Annotated in this window: 19 protein-coding genes; 11 read left to right on the top strand and 8 right to left on the bottom strand. The window is 48.2% G+C overall.

What is annotated here, in order from left to right; genetic code table 11:
* The first annotated feature begins 177 nt into the window (after positions 1 to 177).
* The 3 genes from GWR21_RS00790 to GWR21_RS00780 all read left to right on the top strand — a co-directional run bounded on the left by GWR21_RS00790 (position 178) and on the right by GWR21_RS00780 (position 6,099).
* Positions 178 to 2,292 carry a tetratricopeptide repeat-containing sensor histidine kinase gene (locus tag GWR21_RS00790; RefSeq protein ID WP_238430109.1) on the top strand — a complete coding sequence of 705 codons (2,115 nt, stop codon included), beginning with the start codon at positions 178 to 180 and terminating at the stop codon, positions 2,290 to 2,292.
* Between the two features lie 193 nt (positions 2,293 to 2,485).
* Positions 2,486 to 4,726, top strand: a complete 2,241-nt coding sequence (locus GWR21_RS00785) for a histidine kinase dimerization/phosphoacceptor domain -containing protein (protein ID WP_162329886.1) — start codon at positions 2,486 to 2,488, stop codon at positions 4,724 to 4,726.
* A complete protein-coding gene (locus tag GWR21_RS00780) occupies positions 4,726 to 6,099 on the top strand; it encodes a sigma-54-dependent transcriptional regulator (RefSeq protein WP_162329885.1) in 1,374 nt (457 codons plus the stop codon). Before GWR21_RS00785 ends, GWR21_RS00780 begins: the two co-directional genes overlap by 1 nt.
* On the opposite strand, the gene GWR21_RS00775 is transcribed toward GWR21_RS00780, so the two are convergent.
* Positions 6,089 to 7,720, bottom strand: a complete 1,632-nt coding sequence (locus GWR21_RS00775; RefSeq protein ID WP_162329884.1) for a sigma 54-interacting transcriptional regulator — start codon at positions 7,718 to 7,720, stop codon at positions 6,089 to 6,091. The two genes, GWR21_RS00780 and GWR21_RS00775, sit on opposite strands and share 11 nt — an antisense overlap.
* Before the next feature lie 371 nt (positions 7,721 to 8,091).
* Between GWR21_RS00775 and GWR21_RS00770 the strand changes: the two genes are divergently transcribed.
* The gene (locus GWR21_RS00770; protein WP_162329883.1) at positions 8,092 to 8,784 is read left to right on the top strand and encodes an alpha/beta hydrolase; all 693 of its coding nucleotides are present in this window, start codon (positions 8,092 to 8,094) and stop codon (positions 8,782 to 8,784) included.
* Positions 8,785 to 8,936: 152 nt separating this feature from the next.
* Here GWR21_RS00770 and GWR21_RS00765 read toward each other — a convergent pair whose 3' ends face one another.
* Together GWR21_RS00765 and GWR21_RS00760 are read right to left on the bottom strand one after the other, a co-directional pair.
* On the bottom strand, positions 8,937 to 10,451 hold the full coding sequence (locus GWR21_RS00765; RefSeq protein WP_162329882.1) for an RICIN domain-containing protein: 1,515 nt from the start codon (positions 10,449 to 10,451) through the stop codon (positions 8,937 to 8,939).
* 32 nt (positions 10,452 to 10,483) lie between these two features.
* The gene (locus GWR21_RS00760) at positions 10,484 to 12,193 is read right to left on the bottom strand and encodes an RICIN domain-containing protein (protein ID WP_162329881.1); all 1,710 of its coding nucleotides are present in this window, start codon (positions 12,191 to 12,193) and stop codon (positions 10,484 to 10,486) included.
* A gap of 365 nt (positions 12,194 to 12,558) precedes the next feature.
* Between GWR21_RS00760 and GWR21_RS00755 the strand changes: the two genes are divergently transcribed.
* Both GWR21_RS00755 and GWR21_RS00750 read left to right on the top strand, forming a co-directional pair.
* Complete coding sequence (locus GWR21_RS00755) at positions 12,559 to 13,959, top strand: sialate O-acetylesterase (RefSeq protein ID WP_162329880.1); 1,401 nt, start codon at positions 12,559 to 12,561, stop codon at positions 13,957 to 13,959.
* Positions 13,960 to 13,992: 33 nt separating this feature from the next.
* On the top strand, positions 13,993 to 14,883 hold the full coding sequence (locus tag GWR21_RS00750) for a hypothetical protein (RefSeq protein WP_162329879.1): 891 nt from the start codon (positions 13,993 to 13,995) through the stop codon (positions 14,881 to 14,883).
* 83 nt (positions 14,884 to 14,966) lie between these two features.
* Here the strand turns inward: GWR21_RS00750 and GWR21_RS00745 are convergent, their stop codons facing one another.
* Positions 14,967 to 15,806 carry a helix-turn-helix transcriptional regulator gene (locus tag GWR21_RS00745; RefSeq protein WP_162329878.1) on the bottom strand — a complete coding sequence of 280 codons (840 nt, stop codon included), beginning with the start codon at positions 15,804 to 15,806 and terminating at the stop codon, positions 14,967 to 14,969.
* A gap of 38 nt (positions 15,807 to 15,844) precedes the next feature.
* Complete coding sequence (locus tag GWR21_RS00740) at positions 15,845 to 16,786, bottom strand: NADP-dependent oxidoreductase (RefSeq protein ID WP_162329877.1); 942 nt, start codon at positions 16,784 to 16,786, stop codon at positions 15,845 to 15,847.
* A 221-nt stretch (positions 16,787 to 17,007) separates the two neighbouring features.
* Here GWR21_RS00740 and GWR21_RS00735 point away from each other — a divergent pair, with 221 nt between their 5' ends.
* Both GWR21_RS00735 and GWR21_RS00730 read left to right on the top strand, forming a co-directional pair.
* Complete coding sequence (locus GWR21_RS00735; protein WP_162329876.1) at positions 17,008 to 17,961, top strand: 1-phosphofructokinase family hexose kinase; 954 nt, start codon at positions 17,008 to 17,010, stop codon at positions 17,959 to 17,961.
* An 85-nt stretch (positions 17,962 to 18,046) separates the two neighbouring features.
* Complete coding sequence (locus tag GWR21_RS00730) at positions 18,047 to 19,483, top strand: L,D-transpeptidase scaffold domain-containing protein (protein WP_162329875.1); 1,437 nt, start codon at positions 18,047 to 18,049, stop codon at positions 19,481 to 19,483.
* A gap of 12 nt (positions 19,484 to 19,495) precedes the next feature.
* Here GWR21_RS00730 and GWR21_RS00725 read toward each other — a convergent pair whose 3' ends face one another.
* Both GWR21_RS00725 and GWR21_RS00720 read right to left on the bottom strand, forming a co-directional pair.
* Positions 19,496 to 20,782: a glycosyltransferase family 4 protein gene (locus GWR21_RS00725; RefSeq protein WP_162329874.1), complete on the bottom strand. Its 1,287-nt coding sequence runs from the start codon at positions 20,780 to 20,782 to the stop codon at positions 19,496 to 19,498.
* 52 nt (positions 20,783 to 20,834) lie between these two features.
* The gene (locus GWR21_RS00720) at positions 20,835 to 22,055 is read right to left on the bottom strand and encodes a glycoside hydrolase family 57 protein (protein ID WP_162329873.1); all 1,221 of its coding nucleotides are present in this window, start codon (positions 22,053 to 22,055) and stop codon (positions 20,835 to 20,837) included.
* Positions 22,056 to 22,230: 175 nt separating this feature from the next.
* On the opposite strand from GWR21_RS00720, the gene GWR21_RS00715 reads away from it, so the two are divergent.
* Positions 22,231 to 23,238, top strand: coding sequence for a hypothetical protein (locus GWR21_RS00715; protein ID WP_238430107.1), 1,008 nt, complete (start codon positions 22,231 to 22,233; stop codon positions 23,236 to 23,238).
* Between the two features lie 11 nt (positions 23,239 to 23,249).
* Positions 23,250 to 23,435, top strand: coding sequence for a hypothetical protein (locus tag GWR21_RS00710; protein WP_162329871.1), 186 nt, complete (start codon positions 23,250 to 23,252; stop codon positions 23,433 to 23,435).
* Here the strand turns inward: GWR21_RS00710 and GWR21_RS00705 are convergent.
* Positions 23,432 to 24,532 (bottom strand): site-2 protease family protein, encoded by a 1,101-nt coding sequence (locus GWR21_RS00705; RefSeq protein WP_162329870.1) that lies wholly within the window; start codon positions 24,530 to 24,532, stop codon positions 23,432 to 23,434. The genes GWR21_RS00710 and GWR21_RS00705 overlap by 4 nt on opposite strands.
* A 176-nt stretch (positions 24,533 to 24,708) precedes the next feature.
* Between GWR21_RS00705 and GWR21_RS00700 the strand changes: the two genes are divergently transcribed.
* A complete protein-coding gene (locus GWR21_RS00700) occupies positions 24,709 to 25,362 on the top strand; it encodes a BON domain-containing protein (RefSeq protein ID WP_162329869.1) in 654 nt (217 codons plus the stop codon).
* Positions 25,363 to 25,366 lie beyond the last annotated feature (4 nt).

The following is a 25,366-nucleotide window of genomic DNA, read 5'->3' as shown; positions in this document are numbered from 1 at the left end:
GTCCTCCACTTTAGAGCGCAATGGACGACGGTGAACAAAAATTTCTAAACCAGCATGGGCGGTAGTCGCTACTTTATTCATATCATATGTATATTCTGCTTCATTTGTGGCAGTACATACAGTCACGCACGGTCATTCGCCTCAGCGAAAAACGATACCACAGCTATCAGACAGCTGATGCACAGAGCCGATGACTATCTGCAGAAACCGGGAACCGCCCAAAAAGATATTGATAGCGCTATCAGTATCTCGCGACGAATGGAAGCCCTCAGTCTGCAGCTAAGATCAGACTTCGGACTCGGATTAAGCAAAATAATGATGTCCCGGGCACTTGCACACGGCGGACAGCGGGAAAAAGGCCGCTCTTACGCACAGGAAGCAGTTGACATCTTTGACCGCCTGGGAGCTTTACGGGAAAAGGCAGACGCCATTATAGAACTTGGCGGCAGTTACAGCAACGACAATAAAGATATTCCGGCAAAAGTCGCTCTGTACAAACAGGGCATCGGTATCTATCACCGGCTGGGAGACAAGATGAAAGAGGCCACACTCCTCGAAGTACTGGGTGATATTTACCTTGTAAAACAGGACTATACTAATTCTTTGTCCAATCTCCATGAAGCACTTGCGTTATACAAGTCCCTGGGCTATAAAAAACTGCAGGGGGTATATGCATTACTCGGCAACGTCTATAGTGAAATGAGCAACTACATCGATGCACTGCGCTATAACCTGCTGGCAGTAAAAACCGGAGAAGAACTGGGTGATTCGAGCTTATTGATGGCATCCATCTATAATAGACTGGCAATGGCCTATTACACCATCGAATACTTCAAACCGGCGATGGAGTATTATCAGAAAGGAATGCATATCTCCCGCGTGAACAATGATGCTTATGGTGTACAGAATTTTCAGTTCAATATCGCCGAACTGCTCGCCAAAACAAACCATAATCAGCAGGCCCTTGACAGTTTTAATGCAGCCTATAACAATCCTCCGGTAACAGATGTGTATGACCAGGGCTTTTTCATGATGCGGTACATCCCGCTTTATTTAAGCATGAAGGATTACGCAAACGCGGAAAAGTGTTACAATAAACTGCTGAAGATATATGACCAGGTTGATGAACGGATGAAACAGGAATTACGCCTGACCATATCTTCCTACCTGGTAAAAATGAATAATTATACGGCTGCAAAACCATACCTGGATGCCTTCATGAAAATGCACCCTACCTACCCATCCGCCGTACGCAGGTATGCCAATATGGTGATGCTCAGGTATAAAACTGACTCCGCCCTTGGGAACCTGTCCAGCGCTATTAAGAACATGGTGCTATATAAGCAGTTGTCCGACTCCGCCAGTAACCTGGCACAATCTAAACAACTGGGCCAGATGCAGCTGCAATTCGAAACAGAACAAAAAGATAAAGATATCAAGCTGCTGGTTCAGAAAAACCAGCTCCAGCAAGCCTCCCTGCAAAAGGAAAGAGTGTTCCGCTACGTGATCATCGCCAGTGTGATCATCCTGATCATCTTCCTGGCACTGATCTACAACCGCTACCGCAATAAAAAGCTGACCAACATACAGCTGGAAAAACAGCAGAACGAGATCAATGCGCAGAACGATACACTGAAAGGACTACTGGATGAAAAAGAATGGCTGCTCAGGGAAATACACCACCGTGTTAAAAATAACCTGCAGATCATTATCAGCCTGCTCAATACACAGTCGCAATACCTCAATAACAAGGATGCACTGACAGCTATCCGTAACAGCCAGCAACGTATGTACTCCATGTCGCTCATCCATCAGCGGCTGTACCAGACTGACAACCTGGGTAAGATCGATATGCACTGGTACATCCCGGAAATGATCGGCTATATGAAAGACAGTTTCGAAACTGAGAACCGGATCAGTTTTAAGGTAGCCTGCGACCCCATAGAACTGGATGTAGTACAGGCAGTTCCTGTAGGCCTTATTCTCAACGAAGCGGTCAGCAACGCCATTAAATACGCCTTCCCGGACGGCCGAAAGGGAAAGATCGGGATCAGTCTCACCGAAATAGAAGAGGGCTGCTGTGAGCTCATCATCTGTGATAACGGTGTCGGTATACCAGCCGATAAGGATATCCTGGCGACCGAGTCACTGGGTATGAGCCTCATGTATGGACTCAGCGCACAGCTGGACGGAGCATTTACATTAACCGGCAATCATCCCGGTGTATGTATATCCATGTCATTCCGTTACCAGAACTTTGCATCAACAGAGAGAATCCCTACATTTGCCTGACTTTCGCCAGGCTTCATAAAAAGCAGGCCTTCTTTCTGACGATCTACATAAAAGCACGATATATCGTCATAAACTCACTTCCTCCACTTACACCATCCAGCTGATTATCAATCAATAATGAATTGGCACCGATCTTGTCAACTACATGACCTCGCTGATTCTCAGAAACACTGACCAAATCGATTTAAACAGCATGAGCGGTGTCCGCCTTATATTTTTCATCTTATGCCTGTTCCTTGGATTTTCCCGGACAGACTATGCCAACAGCCGGTATGCCGGAGACGATGAGCGGTCCGCCGCCATCTCTTCCGTACTTACTCTATGGCAGCAAGGTGAAGACATCCTGAACAAGCCCCATACAACTTCCGCCGACTGGGACAGTGCTGTCAGCATCGCCCTTGATATAGCCACCACCAGTAAACGCATTCAATTTGAACAGGGAACAGGGCTCAGCAAACAACTCATAAGCGCAGCCATGCGCCACAGCGGCCGTGGTAATGAGGCCATGGCCTATGCGAAAGAAGCCGTAGCCATCCTCCGCCAGTACGGTACAGCAAAACAACTGGCAAATGCCTATATCGAACTCGGTGGCTGCTACAGCAACAACGAAACCGACCTGCCCGAAAAGATTAAGCAATATGAGAACGGAGCCCGCATTTATCACCAACTGGGCGACAAAGTCAGAGAAGCAGCGCTCCTCGAACTGATCGGCGACCTCTATCAGGTTAAAAAAGATTATCCTACATCCCTGTTACGGCTGCACCAATCCCTATCCCTATATCAGGCAGCCGGGTCGAAAAATCTTCAGGGAGTATATGCCCTCATCGGCTCAGTCTATAACGGCCAGAATAACTTCGTAGAAGGACTCCGTTATAACATGCTGGCCGTGAAAACAGGTGAAGCCCTGAAAGATTCCGGCCTGCTGATGTCCAGAGTGTATCATCGTCTGGCCATGACCTACTACAGCATTAACTATCACCGGCAGGCAATGGAGTTCTATCAGAAAGCACTGAACCTCGCCTACCAGCTGAAAGATACCCTGGCTATCCAGAACTACCAGATCAACATCGCCGAACTGCTGACCAAAACAAAGCATTATAAAGAAAGCCTGGACAGCCTGAATGCGGCTACCCGCACCCGCCCGATCACCGATATCAATGACCATAGCTACCTCCTGAGCCAGTATCTGCGACTCTATATCGCCATGCGCGATTATCAGAAAGCCACCCCCTATTACGAAAAAATACTGCGCATCTATAAAGAGGACAAGGTCAATGAATTTGAGCGGACCATATTATCTGCTAACATATCTTTGTACCTGGTGGAAACCGGCCGTTTCCGGGAAGCAGCTGTCTACCTGACCAGCCTTTCGGAGAAGCATCTTTCATTCATGGCAACAAATGCCACGCTTGAAAAATTACTGTTCAAAACCGACTCCGCCCTCGGTAAACTCCCTTCCGCTATCGGTCATTTCCAGCGATACAAGGACCTGTCCGACTCGCTGACCAGTCTGGCCCAGGCCAGGCAGCTAGGCCAGCTGCAACTACAGTTTGAAACGGAAGAAAAAGATAAAGACATCCGGTTACTGACGCAGAAAAGCCAGTTACAGGCCGCCTCCCTGGAAAAAGAAATTATCGTCCGGTATGTGATCATTGGTGGCGTGGTCATACTGATCGTCTTCCTGATACTGGTCTACAACCGTTACCAGTATAACAAGCGGACGAACGTCAGGCTGGAACATCAGCAGGCGGAGATTAATACAAGGAACGAAACACTGAGAAGCCTCCTCGATGAAAAAGAATGGCTGCTGAAGGAAATACATCACCGGGTAAAAAACAACCTGCAGATCATCATCAGCCTGCTCAATACGCAGTCACAGTACCTCCATAATAAAGATGCACTGGCTGCTATCCGTAACAGCCAGCAGCGCATGTACTCTATGTCGCTCATTCACCAGCGACTGTATCAGACGGAGAACCTCGGCAAGATAGACATGCACTGGTACATCCCCGAGATGATCAGTTATATCAGGGATAGCCTGGAAGCTGATCAGCGTATCCACTTCCAGCTGGACTGTGATGATATACAGCTGGATGTGGTCGAAGCCGTTCCACTGGGACTGATCCTGAACGAGGCTGTCAGCAATGCGCTGAAATACGCATTCCCGGATGGTAAGAGCGGCAGCATCCATATCTGCTTTAAAGCGGTATCGCCGGAATGTTGTATACTGACGGTGAGTGACAATGGTGTGGGACTGCCAGAGGGAAAAGACATCCTCGAAACAGCGTCCCTGGGTATGAGCCTGATGGCAGGGCTCAGCCATCAGCTGGATGGTAGTTTTGAACTGACAGACAACCGACCTGGTGTGGCGGTCAACGTAACCTTCAGCTGCAAGGAATTTATATCGAATGAAAAAACAGACTTATTAATCTGATGAGTAGTAAAGGAAATATACTGATTGTTGAAGATGAATTTATCGTAGCGAACGACCTCCGTCTGATGCTGCAAAAAGCCGGATACCAGATCTGTGGCATTGCATCGTCGGTCATACAGGCACGCGCACTGATCGAAAAACATAACCCGGACTGGATCTTACTGGATATCATCCTGAAAGGTGATTACTCCGGTATAGATCTGGCTAAAGAGCTGATGGTGAAAAAGATCCCTTTCCTTTACATTTCAGCCAATACCAACCACCGTACCCTCGAAGCGGCCAAACAAACGCAACCCTATGGATTCCTCGTGAAACCTTTCCGGGAGAAAGACCTCTTCGTCATGCTGGACATTGCCCGGTACAAACATCAGACGGAAAACGTACGCCTCCAGCGGGAAGCCGCTGTAAAAGCAGATGCCAACTGTCTCGATAGTATTATTGGCACCAGTCCGCGTACAAAAGACCTGATTGAACAGATCAAGATCGTCGCTCCTTCTGATACATCTGTACTGATCAACGGTGAAAGCGGTACCGGTAAAGAACTTGTCGCCCAGTGTATCCATAAGCTGTCCACCCGCAGCAACCGACCGATGGTGGTTGTCAACTGCGCAGCCCTGCCCCTCTCACTGATCGAAACCGAGTTATTCGGCCATGAGAAAGGTGCCTTTACCGGTGCTACGCAAAAGCGTACCGGCCGGTTCGAACAGGCCGATAAAGGCACTATCTTCCTCGATGAGATAGGTGAAATGCCTCCCGATGCACAGGTGAAGCTGTTAAGGGTCCTGCAGGAAAAAGAGATTGAACGTGTAGGTGGTGAGAACCCGGTAAAAGTGGATGTACGTGTGATTGCGGCAACTAACCGTCAGCTGGAAAAAGAAGTCGCCGAAGGTCGCTTCCGTTTAGACCTGTACTACCGCCTGAGCATCTTTCCAATGGAACTTCCTCCACTCAGGGCCAGGAAAGAAGATATCCATGCACTGGCCTACCATTTCCTCAGAAAATATGCCGAAAAGAATGGCGTCTCTATTACAGGCTTCAGTGAAAATGCCATGCAGGAACTGATGGCGTATGACTGGCCGGGCAATATCAGGGAACTGGAACATATTGTGGAACGGCATGTATTACTTTCCACCGGCAGCAGCATTGAAAGGATCGATATACCCACCAGTATGTTGCGGGATAACAGTCCCGCTTCTTCCGGCAAATTAAAAACGATGGAAGAAGTAGAAAGGGAGCATATTATCAATGCCCTGAAAGCCGGCAACGGAAAAGTATCTGGTACCGGTGGCGCCGCAGAACTACTCGGCATGCCGGCACAAACCCTGTATTCCCGCATGAAAAAGCTGGGTATCAAACAGACTTTTAAAGGGTAACCTGCTCATCCCCGGCGGTCTCCTCATTGATATAATGCGCTTTCCTGATTCCCAGTTTCTTCATCCGGGAGTTCAGGGTAGTAGAAGGTAATTTCAGTTTTGCCGCGGCTCCGTTAGGCCCGGCAATTCTGCCATTACACAACTTCAGTACTTTCAGTATATACTCTTTTTCCATTATCGCCAGTGGCAGGACGATCGTCTGATCACCCTCTTTTGAGGGCGTGACAACGCCTCCCGGCAGGTCTATCTTAGTGATTGTTCTGGTAGTGCTCAGCAGCAATGTCCGCTCCATCAGGTGCTCCAGCTCACGGACATTACCCGGCCAGTCGTAGTGCATCAGACTTTCCATTGCTTTCGCAGCGATTGTCGGTACTTCCTTCCGGCTCTTGTCCGCAAAACGCCGCAGGAAATAATTGGCCAGTGCCGGTATATCTTCTTTTCTGTTACGCAATGCAGGAATAGCGATTGGAAATACATGCAACCGGTAATACAGGTCACTCCTGAACCGGCCGGCCCGCACCTCTTCCTCCAGGTTACGATTGGTAGCAGCCACGATGCGCACGTTCACTTTGATCGTTCCCTTGCCGCCGATGCGCTCTATTTCCTTTTCCTGCAACACCCGCAGTAACTTAGACTGAAATTCCAGCGGTAACTCCCCGATCTCGTCAAGGAACAGCGTACTATTGTCCGCCAGCTCAAACTTGCCTATCCTGCGCTGCATAGCGCCTGTAAACGCCCCTTTCTCATGACCAAATAACTCACTCTCGATCAGGTTGGGTGGTAATGCCGCACAGTTCACCTTGATCATCAGATGATCCTTACGGGGAGAAGCCGCATGCACAGCCCTCGCAAACACCTCCTTACCTGTACCTGTCTCCCCCAGTAACAATACGGTAGATTCGGATGGCGCAACCCTTGACAATATGGCTACCCGCTTCTTCATCTCATCGGAGGTACCGATGATATCTGCAAACGTACGCTGTACGCCCTCCTGCTCCTGCAGATAACGGTTCTCGTCTTCCAGCCGGGTCTTGAATTTGTCTATCTCTACCAACTGACGCTCGATCGTCTCATTCGCCAGTATATTGCTGATGCCTATCCCCAGCAGATCTGCGATCGCCTGGGTGAAGCGGTCATCTGTATGCGCAAACGCGTTCCTGCTCTCTGAAAAAATGTACAGCAGGCCTTTCGGCTGACTACCATTACAGATCTTCACGGCCAGCATCTCCGCTACGCCGACGTTGAACCACCGGTATACATAAGGTGGCACTTTATTCCCCCTCATCACCTTCTGCAGTTCAAATACTACCGGGCCTTCGGCAGCCATCGCCACGTCAAAAACCCCGTCATTATAGGGGTGCAGGTCGGCAATGATCGGTGTCTCACCCGTCCGGCAATTGATAGATGAAGCCTGGCTATGCAGGAAGGGGGTATGAGATTCACCATCTTCGTTCAACAGGCAGATAGTGTAATACCTGCTGTTAAATAATTCCAGCAACTGGTCTGTAATTACATGCCATAAATCCTCACGGTGCCTGGCAGCGGCGATCCGTGTACTCAGTTCGAGTAATATTGACTGTTCTTTTTCTTTCTTTTCTAATTGCGCCGAAAACATCTCCATAGACGACATATTTAGTTCACTGTCCACACAAGGAAGCATTAGGAATCAGGAATTACGCAGCAGGCATTGGTGAGCCTTATGACAGCAATGTCAGGCTATTCAACACCCCGCAGCCGCCTTCCATCCTTTCACTAATGGTTAATTACTAATTATCCCTGTTCCCGGCAAACTTACTCAGAAAATAGGACATCCTGTAAAATTGGCGATTTGTGTTATCCGCATTATTAAGATAAATAAATCTACGAAATACCGTAAAAAAATTGATGCGAGTTCTTACATAATGCATTGATTAACAACCAGACGCACCAGGGCACATCGTTTGGCTGTAACAATACTGTTCACCCACTTCAAAACAATAAAAAATTACAAACATGGGACAGGATTCGGTTAAAAACATCGTTATTGTGCATGGCGCATTCGCTGACGCTTCCGGATGGGAACCAGCCTATCATTTGCTAAAAAAGAAAGGATTCAATGTCACGTTAGTGCAGAATCCCACCTCTACCCTTGAGGCAGATCTGAATGCTACCAATGCAGCGCTTGACAGGCAGGAAGGCCCTGTGGTGCTGGTAGGGCATTCCTGGGGCGGTACCGTGATTACGCAGGCTGGTACACATGAAAAGGTAAAAAGTCTGGTATATGTGGCTGCTTTTGCTCCGGATGCAGGAGAGTCAACGCTGGACCTCGTACAATCTGCACCGATACTGGATGTGAATGGGATCCTCCCGCCGGATGCAAAAGGTCTCGTATACCTGGATAAAGAGAAATTCAATGCAACATTCGCTACTGGTCAATCTGCCGCCAAATCCGATTTCATGTACGATTCACAGATACCGCTAACCGTTACTGCCTTCACTGACAAAGTAAGTGTGGCCGCCTGGAAGACCAAGCCAACCTACGCCATACTACCTACGGATGACGGTACCGTCAATCCCGTACTGGAACATAAAATGTATGACCGTGCAAAAGCAAGCGTCACAGAAGTTACCGGTGGACACACCTTTTTTATGAACGATCCCGAAAGTGTAGTGAAAGTCATTGTTGCTGCAGCGGAGAATCGGTAGAAAACAGGAATCGGGAATACGCAATTAGAACAGTGCTGCAAAAGATAACAGCCTATTTTAGTAAGTCTTAAATTGAATGGGCGCCTCATCTGAAGCGCCCATTACTATATACATTTAGTCATTTGGCCCTGACGCCTGCTGGCGACGAATGCCTAATTCCTGATTACCCTGAATTCCCATTGCTGGTGGGCACCGCCATTATTGGTATACTGCTTCACAGCAGCACCTGCAGCCGTTGACTGTGCGGGAATTTCCAGCACCTTGCCACTCTGTACGCCGGTGATGTAATAATACCCGCCGTTTACAGATGACAGTGTCCATTGCTGGTTCTCACCGCCATTGTAGTCATACAGTTGCAGCTCTGCTCCGTCCTGCAGGGACTGCCCTTTCATATCCAGCGACTTCCCACTCTGCTGACCGGTGATCTGGTAACGGTTGTCACCCAGGTATTTCACTACCCAGCGCTGATTGATGCCGTTATTGTCAGTCCATTGCTGTATAGCGGTACCACTGGCAGTTCCCTGTCCGGCAGCGTCCATTACCAGCCCGCTGTTCCTGTTCACGATACTGTACGTACCATCGGGTATTAGCTGCGTGTTATTTACATAAGGCGCGAGCACTGCCTGCAGTAAGCCGGCAATTTTTATATGCCCCGCTTCACTCGGATGAAGATTATCCGCCAGATAATCGGTTGTGTTCTGGGCGATCCATCCTTCTGTGTTCACGTAATGAACTTTCTTATCACCCGCCACAATACGCGCGGCTACCGCTGCCGCCGTGGGCTGGGAACGGATGCCCAGGAAGGTCCGCAGTACAAAGATCTCCGCCTGTGGGAACCTGGTACGGATATCCTGGAGCAATTGAAAATATACCGCCTGGAACACACTATCCGAGTCTTCATAGTCGCTGTCATTGGTACCCAGGTTCAATACGATGGCCTGTGGTGTATAACGGCTGAAATCCCAGTTGACGGACGTCGCATAATTCGGGGTCTTCAGTTTAAAATACTGTTTGTCCATAGCAGTGCCATGACGCGGACTACTCACCAGCGCAATACCCGGATACGCGATCTGCGTATGCTCTGTATGCAGTGCTTCTGAACAGATCCAGGCATAGTCAGAGACATTCGCCTGATCATCCAGGTAACCCGCCGTAATAGAATCGCCGATATATTCTATCAGGTAAGACGATACAGCAGGTTTACTGGTCACCGCACCTTCGTCGAGTAGCAGTCCCTCAAAAGAGAACAGATAGTCATAATCACTTCCCTGAGCCACACTCAATGTATGTGCTCCGTTACTGAGTGGTGTCGCTGTCAGATCGATCACCCCGCCTGTATGCTTGTAAGAGATCCACGGACCACCATCTATGCTGGCGTAGAAGTTACTGATATTCCCTGTTTTGATCTTTACCGTAGTACCGGTGAAGTTGACGCGGATATAGGCACCGCCCCACCAGGAATTGTATTTAGTACTGTCGCTGAAGTCCCAGCGGCCGAAATACTGTATATTCTGATCTTTCAGACTGCCATAACCATCTGCCGGCACGGACGCCGCTATTTTATCTGCATTCATTGTCAATATTGCTTCACTATCCTCTTTCTTCGCACATCCGCTGAAGACAAAGGCAAGCAATAGTATGATAAATCCGCTTAGTTTGCGTAACATGATTGTACTGTTTGCTTTAATGACTGAAAATATCACGGTGCGGCGATAGTCCATTGCTGATTTACACCACCATTACCACCGTACTGTACGATGGCGGTACCTGCGGTCGTAGAGAATGCTGGTACTTCCAGCACCTTTCCACTCTGTGCGCTCTGGATAGTATAATATCCTCCTGCCGAAGGAGAGATCACCCACTCCTGATTAGCACCGGCGTTGTAATCGTACAGCTGTAAAGCAGCGCCATCCAGCAGCGACTGTCCTTTGATATCCAGCGATCTTCCGCTTTGTACGCCAATGATCTTGTAATGATCACCACCTACACTGGTAATGGTCCAACGCTGATTAGCACCACCGCTATAACCCCACTGCTGTATAGCTGTTTCATTCACCGTGCCTTGTCCCTGTGCATCCAGTGACAGATTGCTGTTACGGTTGATGATCTTATACGTACCATTTGCCAGCGGACCACTGCCTCCGATCACGTGTGGCGTCGGATGCGTTGCCTGATAAGGGATCTGTCCCTTGATCATTTTACCTGCATCATTCACGAGGCGCAGATAGAAGTCGGAAGACACAGCCACTCCATCCTGATCAAGATGGACGAAGGTAGTACCTGCGGGTGCCTGAGCAGCATTTTCTGCTACCTTGAAGATAGCAGTACCTTCGTTCACCTCATCGAACATTGCTACGTACAGGCTCTTTGCACCTACCTGCTTCATTACCGCTACCTGTGCCCACATGAAGTCACCGTGGTTACGCGGGATCTCATTCAGCGGACTATTTGCATTGGAGTTATGGAAAGAGAAACCCGGGTAAGCGATCGGCTGATAATCGATGCCATGCGCTTCGCAATATTCATAATCGCCCTGGATCCATGGCTGATACGTCGGTCCTACCTGTGCAGCTACCGCCCATGGAGACAGCATATCGAATGATTCATATACACTCATGAAATTATCACGGGTAAATACGCCCTTAGGAGTTCGCCAGTCCATCGGCACACTACCGATCACATAGCATCCCTGCGCTTTGAACCAGCTGATAACATCCAGGCATTGTGCGGAATCGCCGGCGCCTGGTATCTTCGCTCCGAGATAACCCATACCGAAGATGCAGACAACCGGTTTGCCATTCTGCCGCGCGTATGCAGGAGAAGACAACAGGTTCATCGTACCGGTAATGGTATTCGTCCAGTCAGTTTTCAGGCGGTTCAGCATATCTGCATCACCGGAAATATCATACATGATATAAAACTTCCGGCCAGTGGCTTCGGCGGCGGCTCTTACTTTCTGCGCCATACCGTCACGCATGGACTTAAACGGCGGATCGGACAGTTCACCGGTAAATCGCTGTAAAGCAGCACAATCGATCCCGTTCTCCTGCATCCACCTGAAATGAACGTCTACAGTGGACTGATCATAGGAAGAGAACATCTTGGCAGGCTGGCCATTGCTCAGTGCAGGAAATGCCGTTTGATACGTTTTGGTATATTCACCCATGTAAGGCCACATCTCCAGGTTCTGATGCGTCCATCTGTCTACTGCCGATCCATCACCAGGAGCGGTAAACCATCCCTGGTATCCGACAGTTACTTTTCCAACTACGTCACCTACCGGCGAGCCGGCTACAACAACGCCGGCCTTCACAGAAGAATTGTCAAGGGCATTTTCACTGTTTTCCTTCTTTGTACATCCTGATAACAGGGCAAGTAACAGCCCCGAGGCGAGAAAGGTTTTCTTCATAAGATAACTGGTTTTGTAATGGTTATTATGATCCGGTCCGTGCCGGTTTCAGAGCGCCCCGTATCGCAAACAGTAAGCCATTTATTTAACCTCCTGCCGCTGAGCCAGTTCCGTCCTTCTCCGCAGATCAAAAGTGACGGCATTTCGGAAATTAGCGACTATTTTTATGATATATCATACAGTCGGTAGGCGTTAATTAATCAGGACCGGGAATGGCGGATTGTACCGGTACATCCGTCAACCCTGATTCAGCAGAATTCCTGATTTCCCTGACCTTACTGGTCTATATGCGGCAAATAAGTTTTAAATTGAAAAAGTTATCCCATTGATACAGTTAATACAGACTACTAAAACGCTATGATACAATGAACCGTTTCCTGCATATTTTTACCCTGCTCGCATTACCGCTGGCTGTCCACGCCACCGTGAAACCACATAGCCTGTTCACCGATCATATGGTGTTACAGAAAGGTACGCCTGTTCCCGTATGGGGTGAAGCGGCCGAAGGCGAAAAGGTCACGGTATCGTTCAATGGTCAAACCGCCTCTGCTATTACCCGTAATGGTAAATGGATGGTGAAATTAAAAGCACTGCCTTATATCACTACACCTTCCACACTGACCATCACCGGCACCAATACCGTCACCATCAATGACGTACTGGTAGGTGAAGTGTGGATCTGCAGCGGGCAATCCAACATGGAAAGACAACTGGGCCCCCGACCACCACAGCCCCCCATTACAAATTGGGAAAAGGAAAGAGACAATGCGAACTTTCCCCTGATACGGGAATATTATGTACCACTGAAATATTCAAAAGAGAAGATCAGCGACGTGCATCAGCAATGGGTGGTCTGCTCTCCGCAAACAGTGGCCGATTTCTCAGCCGTGGGCTATTTCTTTACCAGTGAACTGTATAAAAAGCTGAACGTTCCTGTTGGCTTTATCTTCACAGCGTATGGTGGTACACCGGCGGAAGACTGGACCAGCGAAGCTTCACTGAAAGAAGACCCGGCGATGGCAGAATTTGTCAGGAACTTCTACAAGATAAAGTACAGCTGGGTGCCCCCGGCCAGGATCATGAACGGACTCTATAACGGCATGGTCCATCCGCTCCTGCCGTATGCCGTAAAAGGCGTAGCCTGGTACCAGGGAGAAGCCAATAACGATCACCCTACGCTTTATCCTGCAATCCTCTCTAACATGATACAAAACTGGCGCAGGGACTTTAATCAGCCGGAGATGCCTTTCCTGATCGTGCAGATCGCTCCCTACAAAGACATGCGACCTGAGATAAGAGACGCACAGCTACTTGTCACCAAAAAAGTAAAGCACACCGCCCTGATCGTCACAACCGATTGCGGAGATGCCAGGGATATACACCCCTCCAATAAACGTCCTGTAGGCGAAAGACTTGCCATCGCTGCCGCCGGCATGGTATATCACCAGAAAGGAGAATATAGCGGTCCCGTATTCAGCGGCTACGCAATAAAAGATAACACAGTTATCCTCTCGTTCGAACATACCGCCGATGGGCTGACAACTAAAAACAACGAAGCTTTAAAAGGATTCACTATTGCCGGCGCTGATAAACAGTTCAAACCGGCTACTGCCATCATTCAGGGAAATAAAGTGATTGTCTCACGTGAAGGACTGGAACAACCTTTCGCCGTACGTTATGGCTGGGCCAATGTACCAGATGTCAATCTCTATAATACGGCAGGGCTGCCCGCCTCACCATTCAGAACGGATGCAGGCGTTCAATAAAAAAGCCTACATTTATTGCCAATTTTGATTTCCATGAGTTTTGATCTCTTCTTCCATACAAAAGCAGATGCTCCGGTATCTGAGAAAGATATACGGCATTACCTGTCTGAAAGAATAGCAACACCTGCTGACGGCGCACCTCATCAGTGGCCATATGATAATGAGGATACGGAAGTATATTTCAGTTTTCAATATGATAAGCCGGATCCATCGGATGAGCACTCGTTCGATGGATTTCATGACACTGGCTTTTCCTTCAATCTGAACTTTATGCGGCCTGACTTTTTCGGACGCGAGGCATTTCCGATTGTCGTAAGATTCATGCATGACCTGGGACTATATATCGTCAATCCGCAGATGGGAGCGGAAACGGAACAGCCGCATCAACCAACAGTGGAAGCGCTCTACGACACCTGGGGGAATGTGAACCTTGATTTCTCCGGCACTTATTTCGGTGAGCATTGTACCTACTTGCCGCTGGAAAAAAGTAATCAGTCCTGGTATCATAACGTTCACCGGAAAGTATTGCAGGAGAAACTGGGAGATGCGTATTTCGTACCCCGGCTGTTTTACTTCAAACCCAATAACAGCCAGGAGGTAGTGACCGTAACTTCCCTGACACAATCCGTTCCCAGCCTGCTGCCGGAAGCTGATTATTACCTGATCTCCAGAGAAAAACGTAGCTGGTTCAAAAAAGAATGGGCACATGATTTCATCCCGTATGATGAACTGATGAAGGCATTAGCTGCATATGTCGATCCGTTTGACTTTCCGCATACGAAGATCATTCATCCTGGTAAAGCACTGGACGCAGAGAAGACCTTCAACGCGATCAAAACAGATCCCGCATTGAAAAACTTCGCACAGCGGACCGATGTCTCCACGATGTACAATAATAAAGAGAAAACGGCAGCGCATGCATAACTGACAAATGGTTTAAACTAACATACAAACGCCGGACTAATTCCACTTCAGTCCGGCGTTCTTTATTGTATTACTGCGTACACTTATTTCGTCGAGCAAGCTTCTTGCGGCGGGTTATACTTGCGGATCACCTTCGCCATATGACTGGCATCCGTAAAACCCAGTTCGTAAGCGATCTCCTTCGCACGCTGGTCAGAGTTCAGTAACCGGCTTTGCGCCACGTTCACCCTGGCTTTCAGGATATATTCCTTCAGGCTCTCCCCTGTTTTCTTCCGGAAGTATTCGCTCACGTACGTAGCTGACAGATTAAACTGGCTGGCCAGCGACTCTACCCGCAACTTCTCGTTATCAAACAGATTAAACTGAATATACTGTAGCATATCCGCCACCTGTTTATCGCCACCCGACTGGTGTTCGCTTCTGAAAGTCTGCTCAAAATTACGACGCAGGATGTTCAGTAAGGCGAACATATGCGCACGAATGATCGAGTCCGACTGCTCACGCTTATCAGTATACTCATCATAAATACCCTTGATAAGCGTCACCAGCATGTTCTTGTCTGATGCGTTATGGATCACATCTCCCGGCTGCCGGTTGTAACTGCTCAGAATATAATGCAGGTGCTGGAACCATTCGGTGTAATCCATCATCTGCATACTGTCTTTTCTGAAGAACAGTGCATTGAAGCGGATAAAAACAAAAGTAGTCGGCTCAGTGATCTTAAAGGAATGACAATCGTATGGAGGCAGCAGAAAGATATTATCCTGCTGGTAAGGGATGACGGTATGATTGATACATTGCTCACCGCTCCCATTCTCTATGTAGACCAGCTCAAAGAAATTATGCTGGTGCGGCCGACGCGTCCATTCCTCCAATGTTTCTTTCGTAATAAAAAAAGGTTGTGCCGAATTTTCCACCTGCATATCTATCGGTTTCAGTGCTTCAAAGATACTTGATATTCCTAAGCGATAGTCAGGACGATCTTGCCTCGTGTACCAGCTGTTTCCTGTTGCTGATGGGCAATGTCCATCTGAGAGAAATCATAATGATTCACGTAGGGAGTCAATATTCCTTTTTCCAGCAGATCAGCGATAGCCTGCATATCTTCACCGGACGACTGTACCAGGAAGAAAAATGCATGTACGCCATTTTCTTTCGCCTTCTCCACTATGTCAGCTGGTATAGTGGTCGGAATGCTTACGATAGTCCCACCAGATCGTACCACGCCGATAGACTGCGCTACACTTTCCGGTCCCAGCGTATCAAATACCAGGTCTACATCCTTCACCACTTTGGTAAAGTCCTGGCTTTTATAATCGATATGCTCGTCAAGACCGATACCCTTCAGAAAGTCCCTGTTAGCAACAGACGAAGTACCAATAACATGCGCACCGATATGTTTCGCCATTTGCACCACAAAATGCCCGACACCGCCCGCTGCCGCATGCACGAGTATACGTTGTCCTTTCTGTAGTTTGGTGTGTTTATACAACGCCTGATAGGCAGTCAGTGCTGCCAGTGTAGCGGCCGCTGCCTGCTGATGTGTGATATTGGCCGGCTTAAGGGCAAGATGTCCTGCCGGCGCTGCGACATATTCCGCGTAGGCCCTGCCATGTCCTGGAAAATTCACCATGCCGAATACTTCATCACCTGCCTTAAACCGGGTCACTGCACTGCCTGCTTTTTCAACAACTCCCGAGATATCCCAGCCCAGCGTGATCGGGAACTCGTCTTTTAATCTGCCGGCCATTCCCTTCCCTGCACGTGTCTTCGTATCTACCGGGTTAATACTCAATGCACGTACTTTTACAAGCACTTCATTTTCTCCTGTTTCAGGCGTTGGTACTTCCGTGTGGATCAGTTTATCAGTACCGCCGAATTCGTTTATAATAATCGCTTTCATGTGTTGGATCGATTGGTTACTATGTTTTATGTGATCTAATAAAGCAAAGGTCTGCCGTCCGCGACCAGGGAAAGAGTACGATTCAGGGGAAGATAGGTATTTTTTGAGGTTCGGGACACTATTACCTGAAACAGGCTGCCGGTGATCACAAACAGGCAGAACGTTAATGGCGATCATAGGCCGGCCATAACAGCATCTTTAACTTGATAAAAAGTCCCGCTATGATACTGACGGTAACAATGAACCCGGCCATTGACATCAGCACCACTACAGAGAAATTCTACGCAGAAAAGAAATTGCGTTGTAGTGTTCCCCTCATCGGGCCGGGGGGCGGGGGTATTAACGTTAGCAAAGCAGTGAAAGAACTCGGCGGACAAACCCTGGCCCTCTTCCCTGCCGGTGGACTAACCGGAGCAAGACTACAGGAGATGCTCAAACAGGCAGATATACCGGTAAATGCGATCGCTATAAAGGGAGAGACAAGAGAAAATATGACAGTAACGGATCTCTCCCTGAACCGGCAATACCGTTTTGTAATGCCCGGTCCGGAAATAGATCAGAATGATCTCGCGTTAACATTAGCCGCAATAGAATCGATATATCCTGCTCCTTCTTTCATCGTAGCCAGCGGCAGCCTCCCTTCAGGTGCGCCGGAAGACTTCTTCGCACGCCTTTCTCAAATATGTGAACATACGGGTTCCAGATTGATCGCCGACACGTCCGGCATCCCGCTTGAGCACGCCATGAATGCAGGTGTGTATCTGATAAAACCCAATATGACGGAGTTGTGCGCACTGGCAGGCAAACCTACACTTGAATTTGACAGTATTAGCGTGGAAGCCAGGGCTCTCATCAGGAAAACCCGGTGCCATGCAATGCTTATTTCTATGGGCCCTTCAGGCGCATTGCTGGTCACCCGGGACTATACGGAACGTATACCTGCACCACCGGTCAGAAAGATAAATGCTGTAGGCGCAGGTGACAGCGTTGTCGCGGGAGTGGTATGGATGCTGGAACAGGGTAATCCGCTGTCTGCTGCCGCAAGATTTGGCGTAGCCTGTGGCACAGCTGCCACCATGAACCCCGGCACCGCACTTTTCCGGAAGGAAGATGCTTTTCACCTGTACGAATGGATCAATCAGGAAATGGATGGCAAGCGTCCATGCGCGGGATAAAAAGGTCATGACTACAAACAGTTGCACACATAACAGGCGTCATCGCTGATAAACCGGTATTCAGGTAGCTTTAGAAAAAGCGCTTATGAAAAAAATATGCGGTCTGATCATCCTTATGCTGACACAAGTCGCTGTCAGCAGTGCTCATGAAGAAATGCACTGGATGCCGGCGAACTGCACGCAAAACAGAGAACAGCTGTTTAATTATTTCAATCAGGCGCCCTTATTAGGACTAGACCCGCACGACTATGCCTTTACGCTGGTGAAACAACTGAATGCCGGCAATGTGCCTGGTGACTCCCTGGCGGTAGATAAACTACTGTCTCAGGCAGCCATATCGTTCTTTAGCGACGTGGCATATGGGACGAAAGCCGTACGCGTGTATTACGACGGACTTAAATATGTACCTGATTGCCTTGATATTCCACAGCTACTGTATGAATCCCTTTCAGCAGGGTCATTCGGTCAATTGCTGACGAAACTTGAACCATCCACACCAGAATATGTTTCGCTTAAAAGATTGATTGCCGTTTACACAGACCGCATACAACGGAATGACTACCACAACGTACAGATCACTTCAGCAAACGTTGACAGCAATAACCACCCACTCATAGACAAACTATTCCAGCTGGGTTTCCTGGATACATGTGCCTATAACGTACATGAAGACACTTTACTGGTGAAGACAAGAGCGGCGCAATATATGTTCGAGTTCCTGGAAGATGGGGAGCTACGCCCCAAAGTGCTGGATGAATTTAACATCTCACTCGAAAAAAGGCTGGTGGAACTACACCATGCGCTGAACACTTTCCGGTGGCTTAACTGCCTGAGAAAAACACAGCCCGTCATCGTGGTAAATATTCCTGCTGCCGGCCTGTTTGTTTACAAGGCTGATAGCACGTTGCTCTATTCCAGAGTGATTGTCGGTAAAGCACGTACTCCCACTACACCACTTGCAAGCCGTATTAACGAGGTCATTATGTTTCCATACTGGAATGTACCTCATAACATTGCAGTGAAGGAATTGCTGCCTGGCATCAAGGGAGCGCCGAAGATCTTCCTGGAGGCAGGAAATTATCAGGTACTGGATAAAAGCGGAAAGATTGTAGATCCGCTGACCATTAACTGGCAGGCATTGAATAAACATTATTTCCCCTATACATTACGCCAGGTATTCGGTTGTGATAACTCACTGGGCATCATCAAACTGGATTTCTTCAATCCCTACAGCACCTATCTTCATGACACACCGGCAAAAAGCTACTTTATGTTCAACAGCCGTTATTTCAGTCACGGCTGTATCAGGCTTGAAGAAGCGATTCCGCTGGCGACACTGATCGCTCCGGAAAACGCCGCTCACATAGATAGCCTGTCAAAGTTGAAGATTGCCCCTATCGGTGCGCCCATCAATATTGCGGTCGCTGCCAAGCCTCCGGTTATCATATTATATGAGGTAGCATGGCCTGGCGTGAATGGCGTTGTGCGTTTTTTTGATGATGTATATGAGAAGTTCAGATAATGAAAGCGCCGGTCATACCGGCGCTATTGTTTCATATATCTTTCTGATCAATACAGTCTGTTTATGCCAGCTAAGCCCCTGCACTTCCCTGGATGCACCTTGCTTCAAAGTACCGGCAAGTCCCCTGTACCTGGCAAGCCCGTGAATGGCATCTGCCATCTCTTCTACATCCCACCAGTCAACCTTCAGTGCATGATGTAAGACTTCCTGTACACCCGACTGCCTGGATATCACCACAGGCACGCCTGCCTTTACAGCCTCCAGGGGAGAAATACCAAACGGCTCCGAAACAGAGGGCATTACATACACATCGGTGACACCAAAAAGACGGACAAGCTCCTGCATCTCCAGAAAACCGGGAAAGTGTACTTTCGCGGCAATGCCAAGTTGTGCCGCCTTTTCTATCATAGGTTCCAGCAGATTGCCGTTACCTGCCACCACAAAACGAAAATCAGGATCTTTATCCAGGATGCGCTTTGCCGCATATAAAAAATTCTCAGGATTTTTCTGATAGGTGATCCTGCTGATAAATGATACGATCTTTTCACTAAAAGGGCTGGCCTTTTTATCATCTCTCCGGAATGAAGCATCAGGCATAGCATTGTGAACGACCTCGATCTTATCTGCCGGTATGTTATATAAACTGATCAGGTTTTTCCTGGTAAACTCACTGACGGTAATGACAATATCAGCTTCATCCATACCCAGTTTTTCAATATCATAAATACCAGTATTGATATGAGCACCTGACCTGTCAAACTCCGTCGCATGCACATGTACCACCAGTGGCTTCCCACTGATCTTTGCCGCAGCTATTGCTGCCGGGAAAGTCATCCAGTCATGTGCATGAATAATGTCAAACTGGTATTTCCCTGCGATCTCCATCGCCGGCAGCATATACCTGAACACCTCCTCTATCAGCTGTGGTCCATACCCACCTTTAAACGGATAGGCCGCTGCTGTATCCTTCCCTGACAAGACGTGCTGCAGCAGGTCATCCGCAGATATTTCCGAAGACTGGTCAGCATCAGCCGTGTATGGCATCAGCACACTGTTTACATGCAGATAAGATAATAGACCCTCGGTGGCAGCCCGCTGTATGTCACCAGTAGCGGCAGGGATCTGATCAGCCGACAATAGTACAGTGCTCCCGGGCGCCTCATTTCCTGATAACCTGGGGGCAACGAAAATGACTGCCACTCCATTCTCCGTGAGTCCGCGGGTAATGCCCTCACAGGCAGTACCCGGTCCCCCGGAGATCTGCGGCGGGAATTCCCATCCAAACATTAATGCTTTCATACTTACACTATTTTCGCCTGTCATTAGGCATATGGTTAAGAAATAATGGCCCTCACACATAAGGCCTGACATATGAGGGGCCAGCTGCGGTTTTTTTTCTGACACGAATAGAAAAATCAGTCAGCACGTTCATATAATTGATAAAAGCATTAAAAGGAGAGGCATATGGGCTGAAGTAATTATGTACGTCACCATCGGACATGCCTTTGGTGGACATATAGTAAAAATGGTCACTGCTCTGAAGCCTGTTCCAGCAGGTAAGTATATCCTGCTGATGCCCGTATTTCATTACCTGATCTTCAAGTTGATAGAGTGCATGAAAGGCTTCCCGTTGCATATCATTTCCAAGCCACGCACTCAGGTCCTTTTCGGTATCGGCCCAGGACGTATAGGCAGGAAAAGAAAGTGTGGAACTGACCGGCAGCAGAGCGCCCGCTTCCTGTGGTGTAACAAAGGTATAACCGGCTGATATTGCACCAGATATAAACGCTTCCATAAACCCGGAAATGCCGGATGACTGCGGGATATGTTCCCCAAAACTTTCATAATCCATAAACAGATTGATGATCGGCGCATCTCCGGAAATAGCATTCAGCCAGGACAGATAAGTAGCTGCTGTAAGCGGCCATCCGCTCCAGGAGCTGTCGGAAAAACGGAATGCAATATCGTCACTTAGCCGCCCGTTCTTCAGTAACAACCTTACAGCCGGACAGCTCTCAGCAGCATACATATAATCGGGACTCCGCCACTCCAGTATACCGGATGTACCCTCTGCAAGGATCGTATCAAAGCCAAGGTCATGTACCACCGGCGCCAGCTGATCTGCATATATAAGTTCCGTATTGCGGAAAGTTTGCGGCATCTGTCCAAATAATTGACGGACAAGGTGCTTGTGCGCTGTCACCTGTCTGCGGAACTCCCTCTCGCTGATAATACCTGCCAGCGAATGCGCGGACGTTTCTCCCAGCAACTCTACACAGCCCGTATCCACCAGGGCCCTGAAACTTGCCAGCACCTCCGGTGCATAGACTTGTAGCTGACTGATAACAGTACCACTGAGCGAAAAACTAACCCGAAACTGATACCCGGTACTGATAATCAGTTGCAGGAGCAGCTGATTGAATGGCAGGTAGCAGTTCCGTGCCACGCGCTGAATGATCTCTCTGTTCTGCACATCATCAAAATACAGATCGTCACCGCCTATGCTGAAAAAAGAGTATTTTCTGAGCCTGAATGGCTGATGTAACTGGAAATATAGACAGATGTGTTTCATGTGGTAAGCTGGTTGTGGATATTCAAAATAACATCCAAGCCAGGACTTCATCAATGATGGTGATCACAATGACCAGTAATTTTCTACCACCTTTACCTGACAATGATCATCCCGCCAGTATCGTCATATCATCTGAAAGCTGTCAGGTATCTGTTAATTTCAGATAAAAATGTGTATGATGCAGGTTTTAAACAAAGCAGCCGCAGGTGCATGTCTATGGAGTCTACTACAATCCTGCAATGCGAACGATGCAGGTATATCCTATACTGATTATATTAACCCGGATACGGTAACTCCCATTGGTATTACCGCAGACAGCACTGTCTATCAGCAAAGGCTGCTGCATCTCGTACATAACAAACCTTCCGACAAATGGCCTGTAGACAAGGAGGAACCGCTGCCACGGGCGATCCTTCCCTATAACAGGATACTGGCTTACTACGGCAACTTTTATACGCCGGCTATGGGGGTGCTTGGCATACCGGAACAGGAAATGCTGACCAGGCTGAAGGCGGAAGCTGCAAGATGGCAAAGCGCAGATACGGTACTGCCGGTTCTACCTGCGCTGCATTACATTGCCGTAACGGCGCAAAGTCAACCTGGTACGTCAGGAAAATACCGGCTGCGGATGCCGGTAACACAGCTCGACAAAGCGGTTAGTATGGCGGCGGACAACCACCTGCTTCTATTCTTTGACGTGCAGGTGGGCCTCAGTACCTTACAGGAAGAACTGCCGCCACTCGAGCCTTACCTGAGAATGCCAGGGGTACACCTGGGCATAGATCCTGAATACTCCATGAAAAATAAAGCAGTGCCCTGTACTACTATCGGCACTTTTGACGCCGCAGAGATCAATTATGCCATATCATTTCTGGCTGGCATTGTCAAAAGATATCACCTGCCGCCAAAAGTACTGGTTGTTCACCGGTTCACACAGGCAATGCTGACCAACTACAAAAATATCAGGGTAGTACCCGAAGTGCAGGTAGTGATCAATATGGATGGTTTCGGGTCTCCTGCTAAAAAAATAGACAGTTATAAAGGATTTGTGTCAAGAGAACCTGTACAGTTCACCGGATTCAAACTATTCTATAAAGTCGATCCCCAAACCGGTAAACGGATCATGGAGCCAGCGGAAGTAATTGCCTTGTATCCGAGCCCGGTTTACATTCAATACCAATAAATTGCCATGTTATGTATTACGAACTTACTCCGGGCAAATTACGCCTGTCTGAACAGCGACACATACCGATGAGCATCATGCTGTTCTCCTATATTATCGCAACACTGATCGCAGCGATCGCGTTCCCTTTATTGAAAACATTGCTTGTGCTATTGCTCGAAAAATTATACGCGATTATCATACAACACGACTACTAGCCATATACTTCTTCCAGGGCAGCGCCCTGCTCATGCAGCATCAGATATTCCAGCACCGCATCGCGGCTTATCACACCTGTAAGCTCACCGTTTGAGGTGACCGGAACAATCAGGTCTGTTTCTGCCGGCAGTTCATCCCAGGCAGCCACCGCAGATAAACTGATATCGAGTGCCGGATGACTTTCTTCCAGCAGGTCAATAACAGCCCGGTCAATATTACGCCTGTCAATATGATTCAGCATTGTTACACGACTGATCACGCCTACCGGTCTGCTTCCATCAACGATGACGAAATACGGCTGACGGTAATCTGTTAACGGCACAAGCGCCTCTCTCAGCGACATGCCCGCCGGGATAACACGATAGTCATGCACAAGCATATCCCGTAATGCGATCCCGGATAAACCCGCCCGGATAAGGGCATCACGTTTTTCAAAAGTTCCCTGCAACAACAAAAATATTCCTGTCGCTATCAGCAGGACATTCATATTCAGCATCCCAGAAACAATGAACAGCAGAGCGACAATACGTCCTACCCATATAGCGATACTGGTAGCTTTCATTGGTGCCGTAAATATTTCGAGTATTCCCCTGAGTATACGCCCCCCATCCATAGGAAAAGCAGGGATCATATTTATCAGGGCGATCAACAGATTGACGGCGTGCATCAGGAACAGAAAATTTACACCTCCTGACCGCATAAACAGCGGTATTGCCTTCCAGATAGGACGTGCGTCAGGAAGGAACGGTATCATGATCAGTCCAATCAGCAGACTTACCACCGGTCCGCTCAGACTGATCAGGATCTCCTGACGGGGATTAACAGGTTGCCTTTTAAGTTTTATGGCCCCACCGATTGGTAGCAGTACAATATCTGTGACCGGAATTCCAAAATACCTGGCCATCAGCATATGTCCAAGTTCATGTAGTATAACGGATACAAAAATACCGGCCAGTGCCAGCAACGTCCATAAGGTATGCATCGGGGTCTTGCCTGATAACCCGTCAATGATCAATATCCACCCGATCAGCGTGAGCAACGTCCAGTGTATGCCGATACTGATACTACCTGCCCTAAGTGTGAAGGTCGGTTTCATAACAGTTATTTTAGTATATGAAGGTCTCCGAAATGACGTAGTAAATCAATGATCAGCGTTATAGCCGGCCATGGATGTAAATCACCACAGAAAGGAACTACGGTCATTGATCTGCTGATGACAGCAAAGTAATTTGTAAAGCATAAATGATTGTTCACCTCATAAATGTTCATTTTATGAAAACAGATCTGCAACTACAGCAGGATGTACAGGACGAACTGTTCTGGGATCCAACCCTGGAATCATCGGAGATCGGCGTGTCTGTCAATGACGGTGTCGTAACGCTCAGCGGTACTGTCAATAGCTATACCAAAAAACTCGCCGCTGAAAAAGCCGCCAAACGTGTCAAAGACGTGAAAGCAGTAGCAATGGAAATAGATATCCATTTTTTTAATGGCGAAGGAAAAACTGATCTTGACATTGCACATGCAGCCCTCAATGCGTTATCCTGGAGCACTGTTGTCCCCAAAGACAGGGTGACCATCAAGGTAGAAGATGCATGGATTACACTGGAAGGTGAACTGGAATGGCAGTATCAGAAACAGGCCGCTGAAAATCTCACAAAAGACCTGCTGGGAGTCAAAGGTATTACCAACCTGATACGCCTCAAACCAGCACCGGCTCAAAATGTTGTGAAAGAAACCATTAAAAAGGCGCTGGAACGGAGTGCGGAAGTGGAAGCCTCCTCTATTAACATCATTACGGAAGGTCATCGTGTAACGCTGAGAGGAAAGGTACGCTCCTGGGGAGAACGACGCGAAGTAGAGAATGCGGTATGGTCTACACCCGGTGTGACTGACGTAAAAGACGAACTTGTCATTGCACCTTAATTCC

Source organism: Chitinophaga agri, assembly GCF_010093065.1.
Taxonomy (GTDB): domain Bacteria; phylum Bacteroidota; class Bacteroidia; order Chitinophagales; family Chitinophagaceae; genus Chitinophaga; species Chitinophaga agri.
This window is presented reverse-complemented; position numbering and strand designations above follow the sequence as displayed.

What these genes read in the sequence shown, in the direction of transcription:
- GWR21_RS00790 (WP_238430109.1), top strand. Translation starts at nt 178, where the DNA reads ATGCACAGAGCCGATGACTATCTGCAGAAACCGGGAACCGCCCAAAAA.
- GWR21_RS00785 (WP_162329886.1), top strand. Translation starts at nt 2,486, where the DNA reads ATGAGCGGTGTCCGCCTTATATTTTTCATCTTATGCCTGTTCCTTGGA.
- GWR21_RS00780 (WP_162329885.1), top strand. Translation starts at nt 4,726, where the DNA reads ATGAGTAGTAAAGGAAATATACTGATTGTTGAAGATGAATTTATCGTA.
- GWR21_RS00775 (WP_162329884.1), bottom strand. Translation starts at nt 7,720, where the DNA reads ATGGAGATGTTTTCGGCGCAATTAGAAAAGAAAGAAAAAGAACAGTCA.
- GWR21_RS00770 (WP_162329883.1), top strand. Translation starts at nt 8,092, where the DNA reads ATGGGACAGGATTCGGTTAAAAACATCGTTATTGTGCATGGCGCATTC.
- GWR21_RS00765 (WP_162329882.1), bottom strand. Translation starts at nt 10,451, where the DNA reads ATGTTACGCAAACTAAGCGGATTTATCATACTATTGCTTGCCTTTGTC.
- GWR21_RS00760 (WP_162329881.1), bottom strand. Translation starts at nt 12,193, where the DNA reads ATGAAGAAAACCTTTCTCGCCTCGGGGCTGTTACTTGCCCTGTTATCA.
- GWR21_RS00755 (WP_162329880.1), top strand. Translation starts at nt 12,559, where the DNA reads ATGAACCGTTTCCTGCATATTTTTACCCTGCTCGCATTACCGCTGGCT.
- GWR21_RS00750 (WP_162329879.1), top strand. Translation starts at nt 13,993, where the DNA reads ATGAGTTTTGATCTCTTCTTCCATACAAAAGCAGATGCTCCGGTATCT.
- GWR21_RS00745 (WP_162329878.1), bottom strand. Translation starts at nt 15,806, where the DNA reads ATGCAGGTGGAAAATTCGGCACAACCTTTTTTTATTACGAAAGAAACA.
- GWR21_RS00740 (WP_162329877.1), bottom strand. Translation starts at nt 16,786, where the DNA reads ATGAAAGCGATTATTATAAACGAATTCGGCGGTACTGATAAACTGATC.
- GWR21_RS00735 (WP_162329876.1), top strand. Translation starts at nt 17,008, where the DNA reads ATGATACTGACGGTAACAATGAACCCGGCCATTGACATCAGCACCACT.
- GWR21_RS00730 (WP_162329875.1), top strand. Translation starts at nt 18,047, where the DNA reads ATGAAAAAAATATGCGGTCTGATCATCCTTATGCTGACACAAGTCGCT.
- GWR21_RS00725 (WP_162329874.1), bottom strand. Translation starts at nt 20,782, where the DNA reads ATGAAAGCATTAATGTTTGGATGGGAATTCCCGCCGCAGATCTCCGGG.
- GWR21_RS00720 (WP_162329873.1), bottom strand. Translation starts at nt 22,055, where the DNA reads ATGAAACACATCTGTCTATATTTCCAGTTACATCAGCCATTCAGGCTC.
- GWR21_RS00715 (WP_238430107.1), top strand. Translation starts at nt 22,231, where the DNA reads ATGATGCAGGTTTTAAACAAAGCAGCCGCAGGTGCATGTCTATGGAGT.
- GWR21_RS00710 (WP_162329871.1), top strand. Translation starts at nt 23,250, where the DNA reads ATGTATTACGAACTTACTCCGGGCAAATTACGCCTGTCTGAACAGCGA.
- GWR21_RS00705 (WP_162329870.1), bottom strand. Translation starts at nt 24,532, where the DNA reads ATGAAACCGACCTTCACACTTAGGGCAGGTAGTATCAGTATCGGCATA.
- GWR21_RS00700 (WP_162329869.1), top strand. Translation starts at nt 24,709, where the DNA reads ATGAAAACAGATCTGCAACTACAGCAGGATGTACAGGACGAACTGTTC.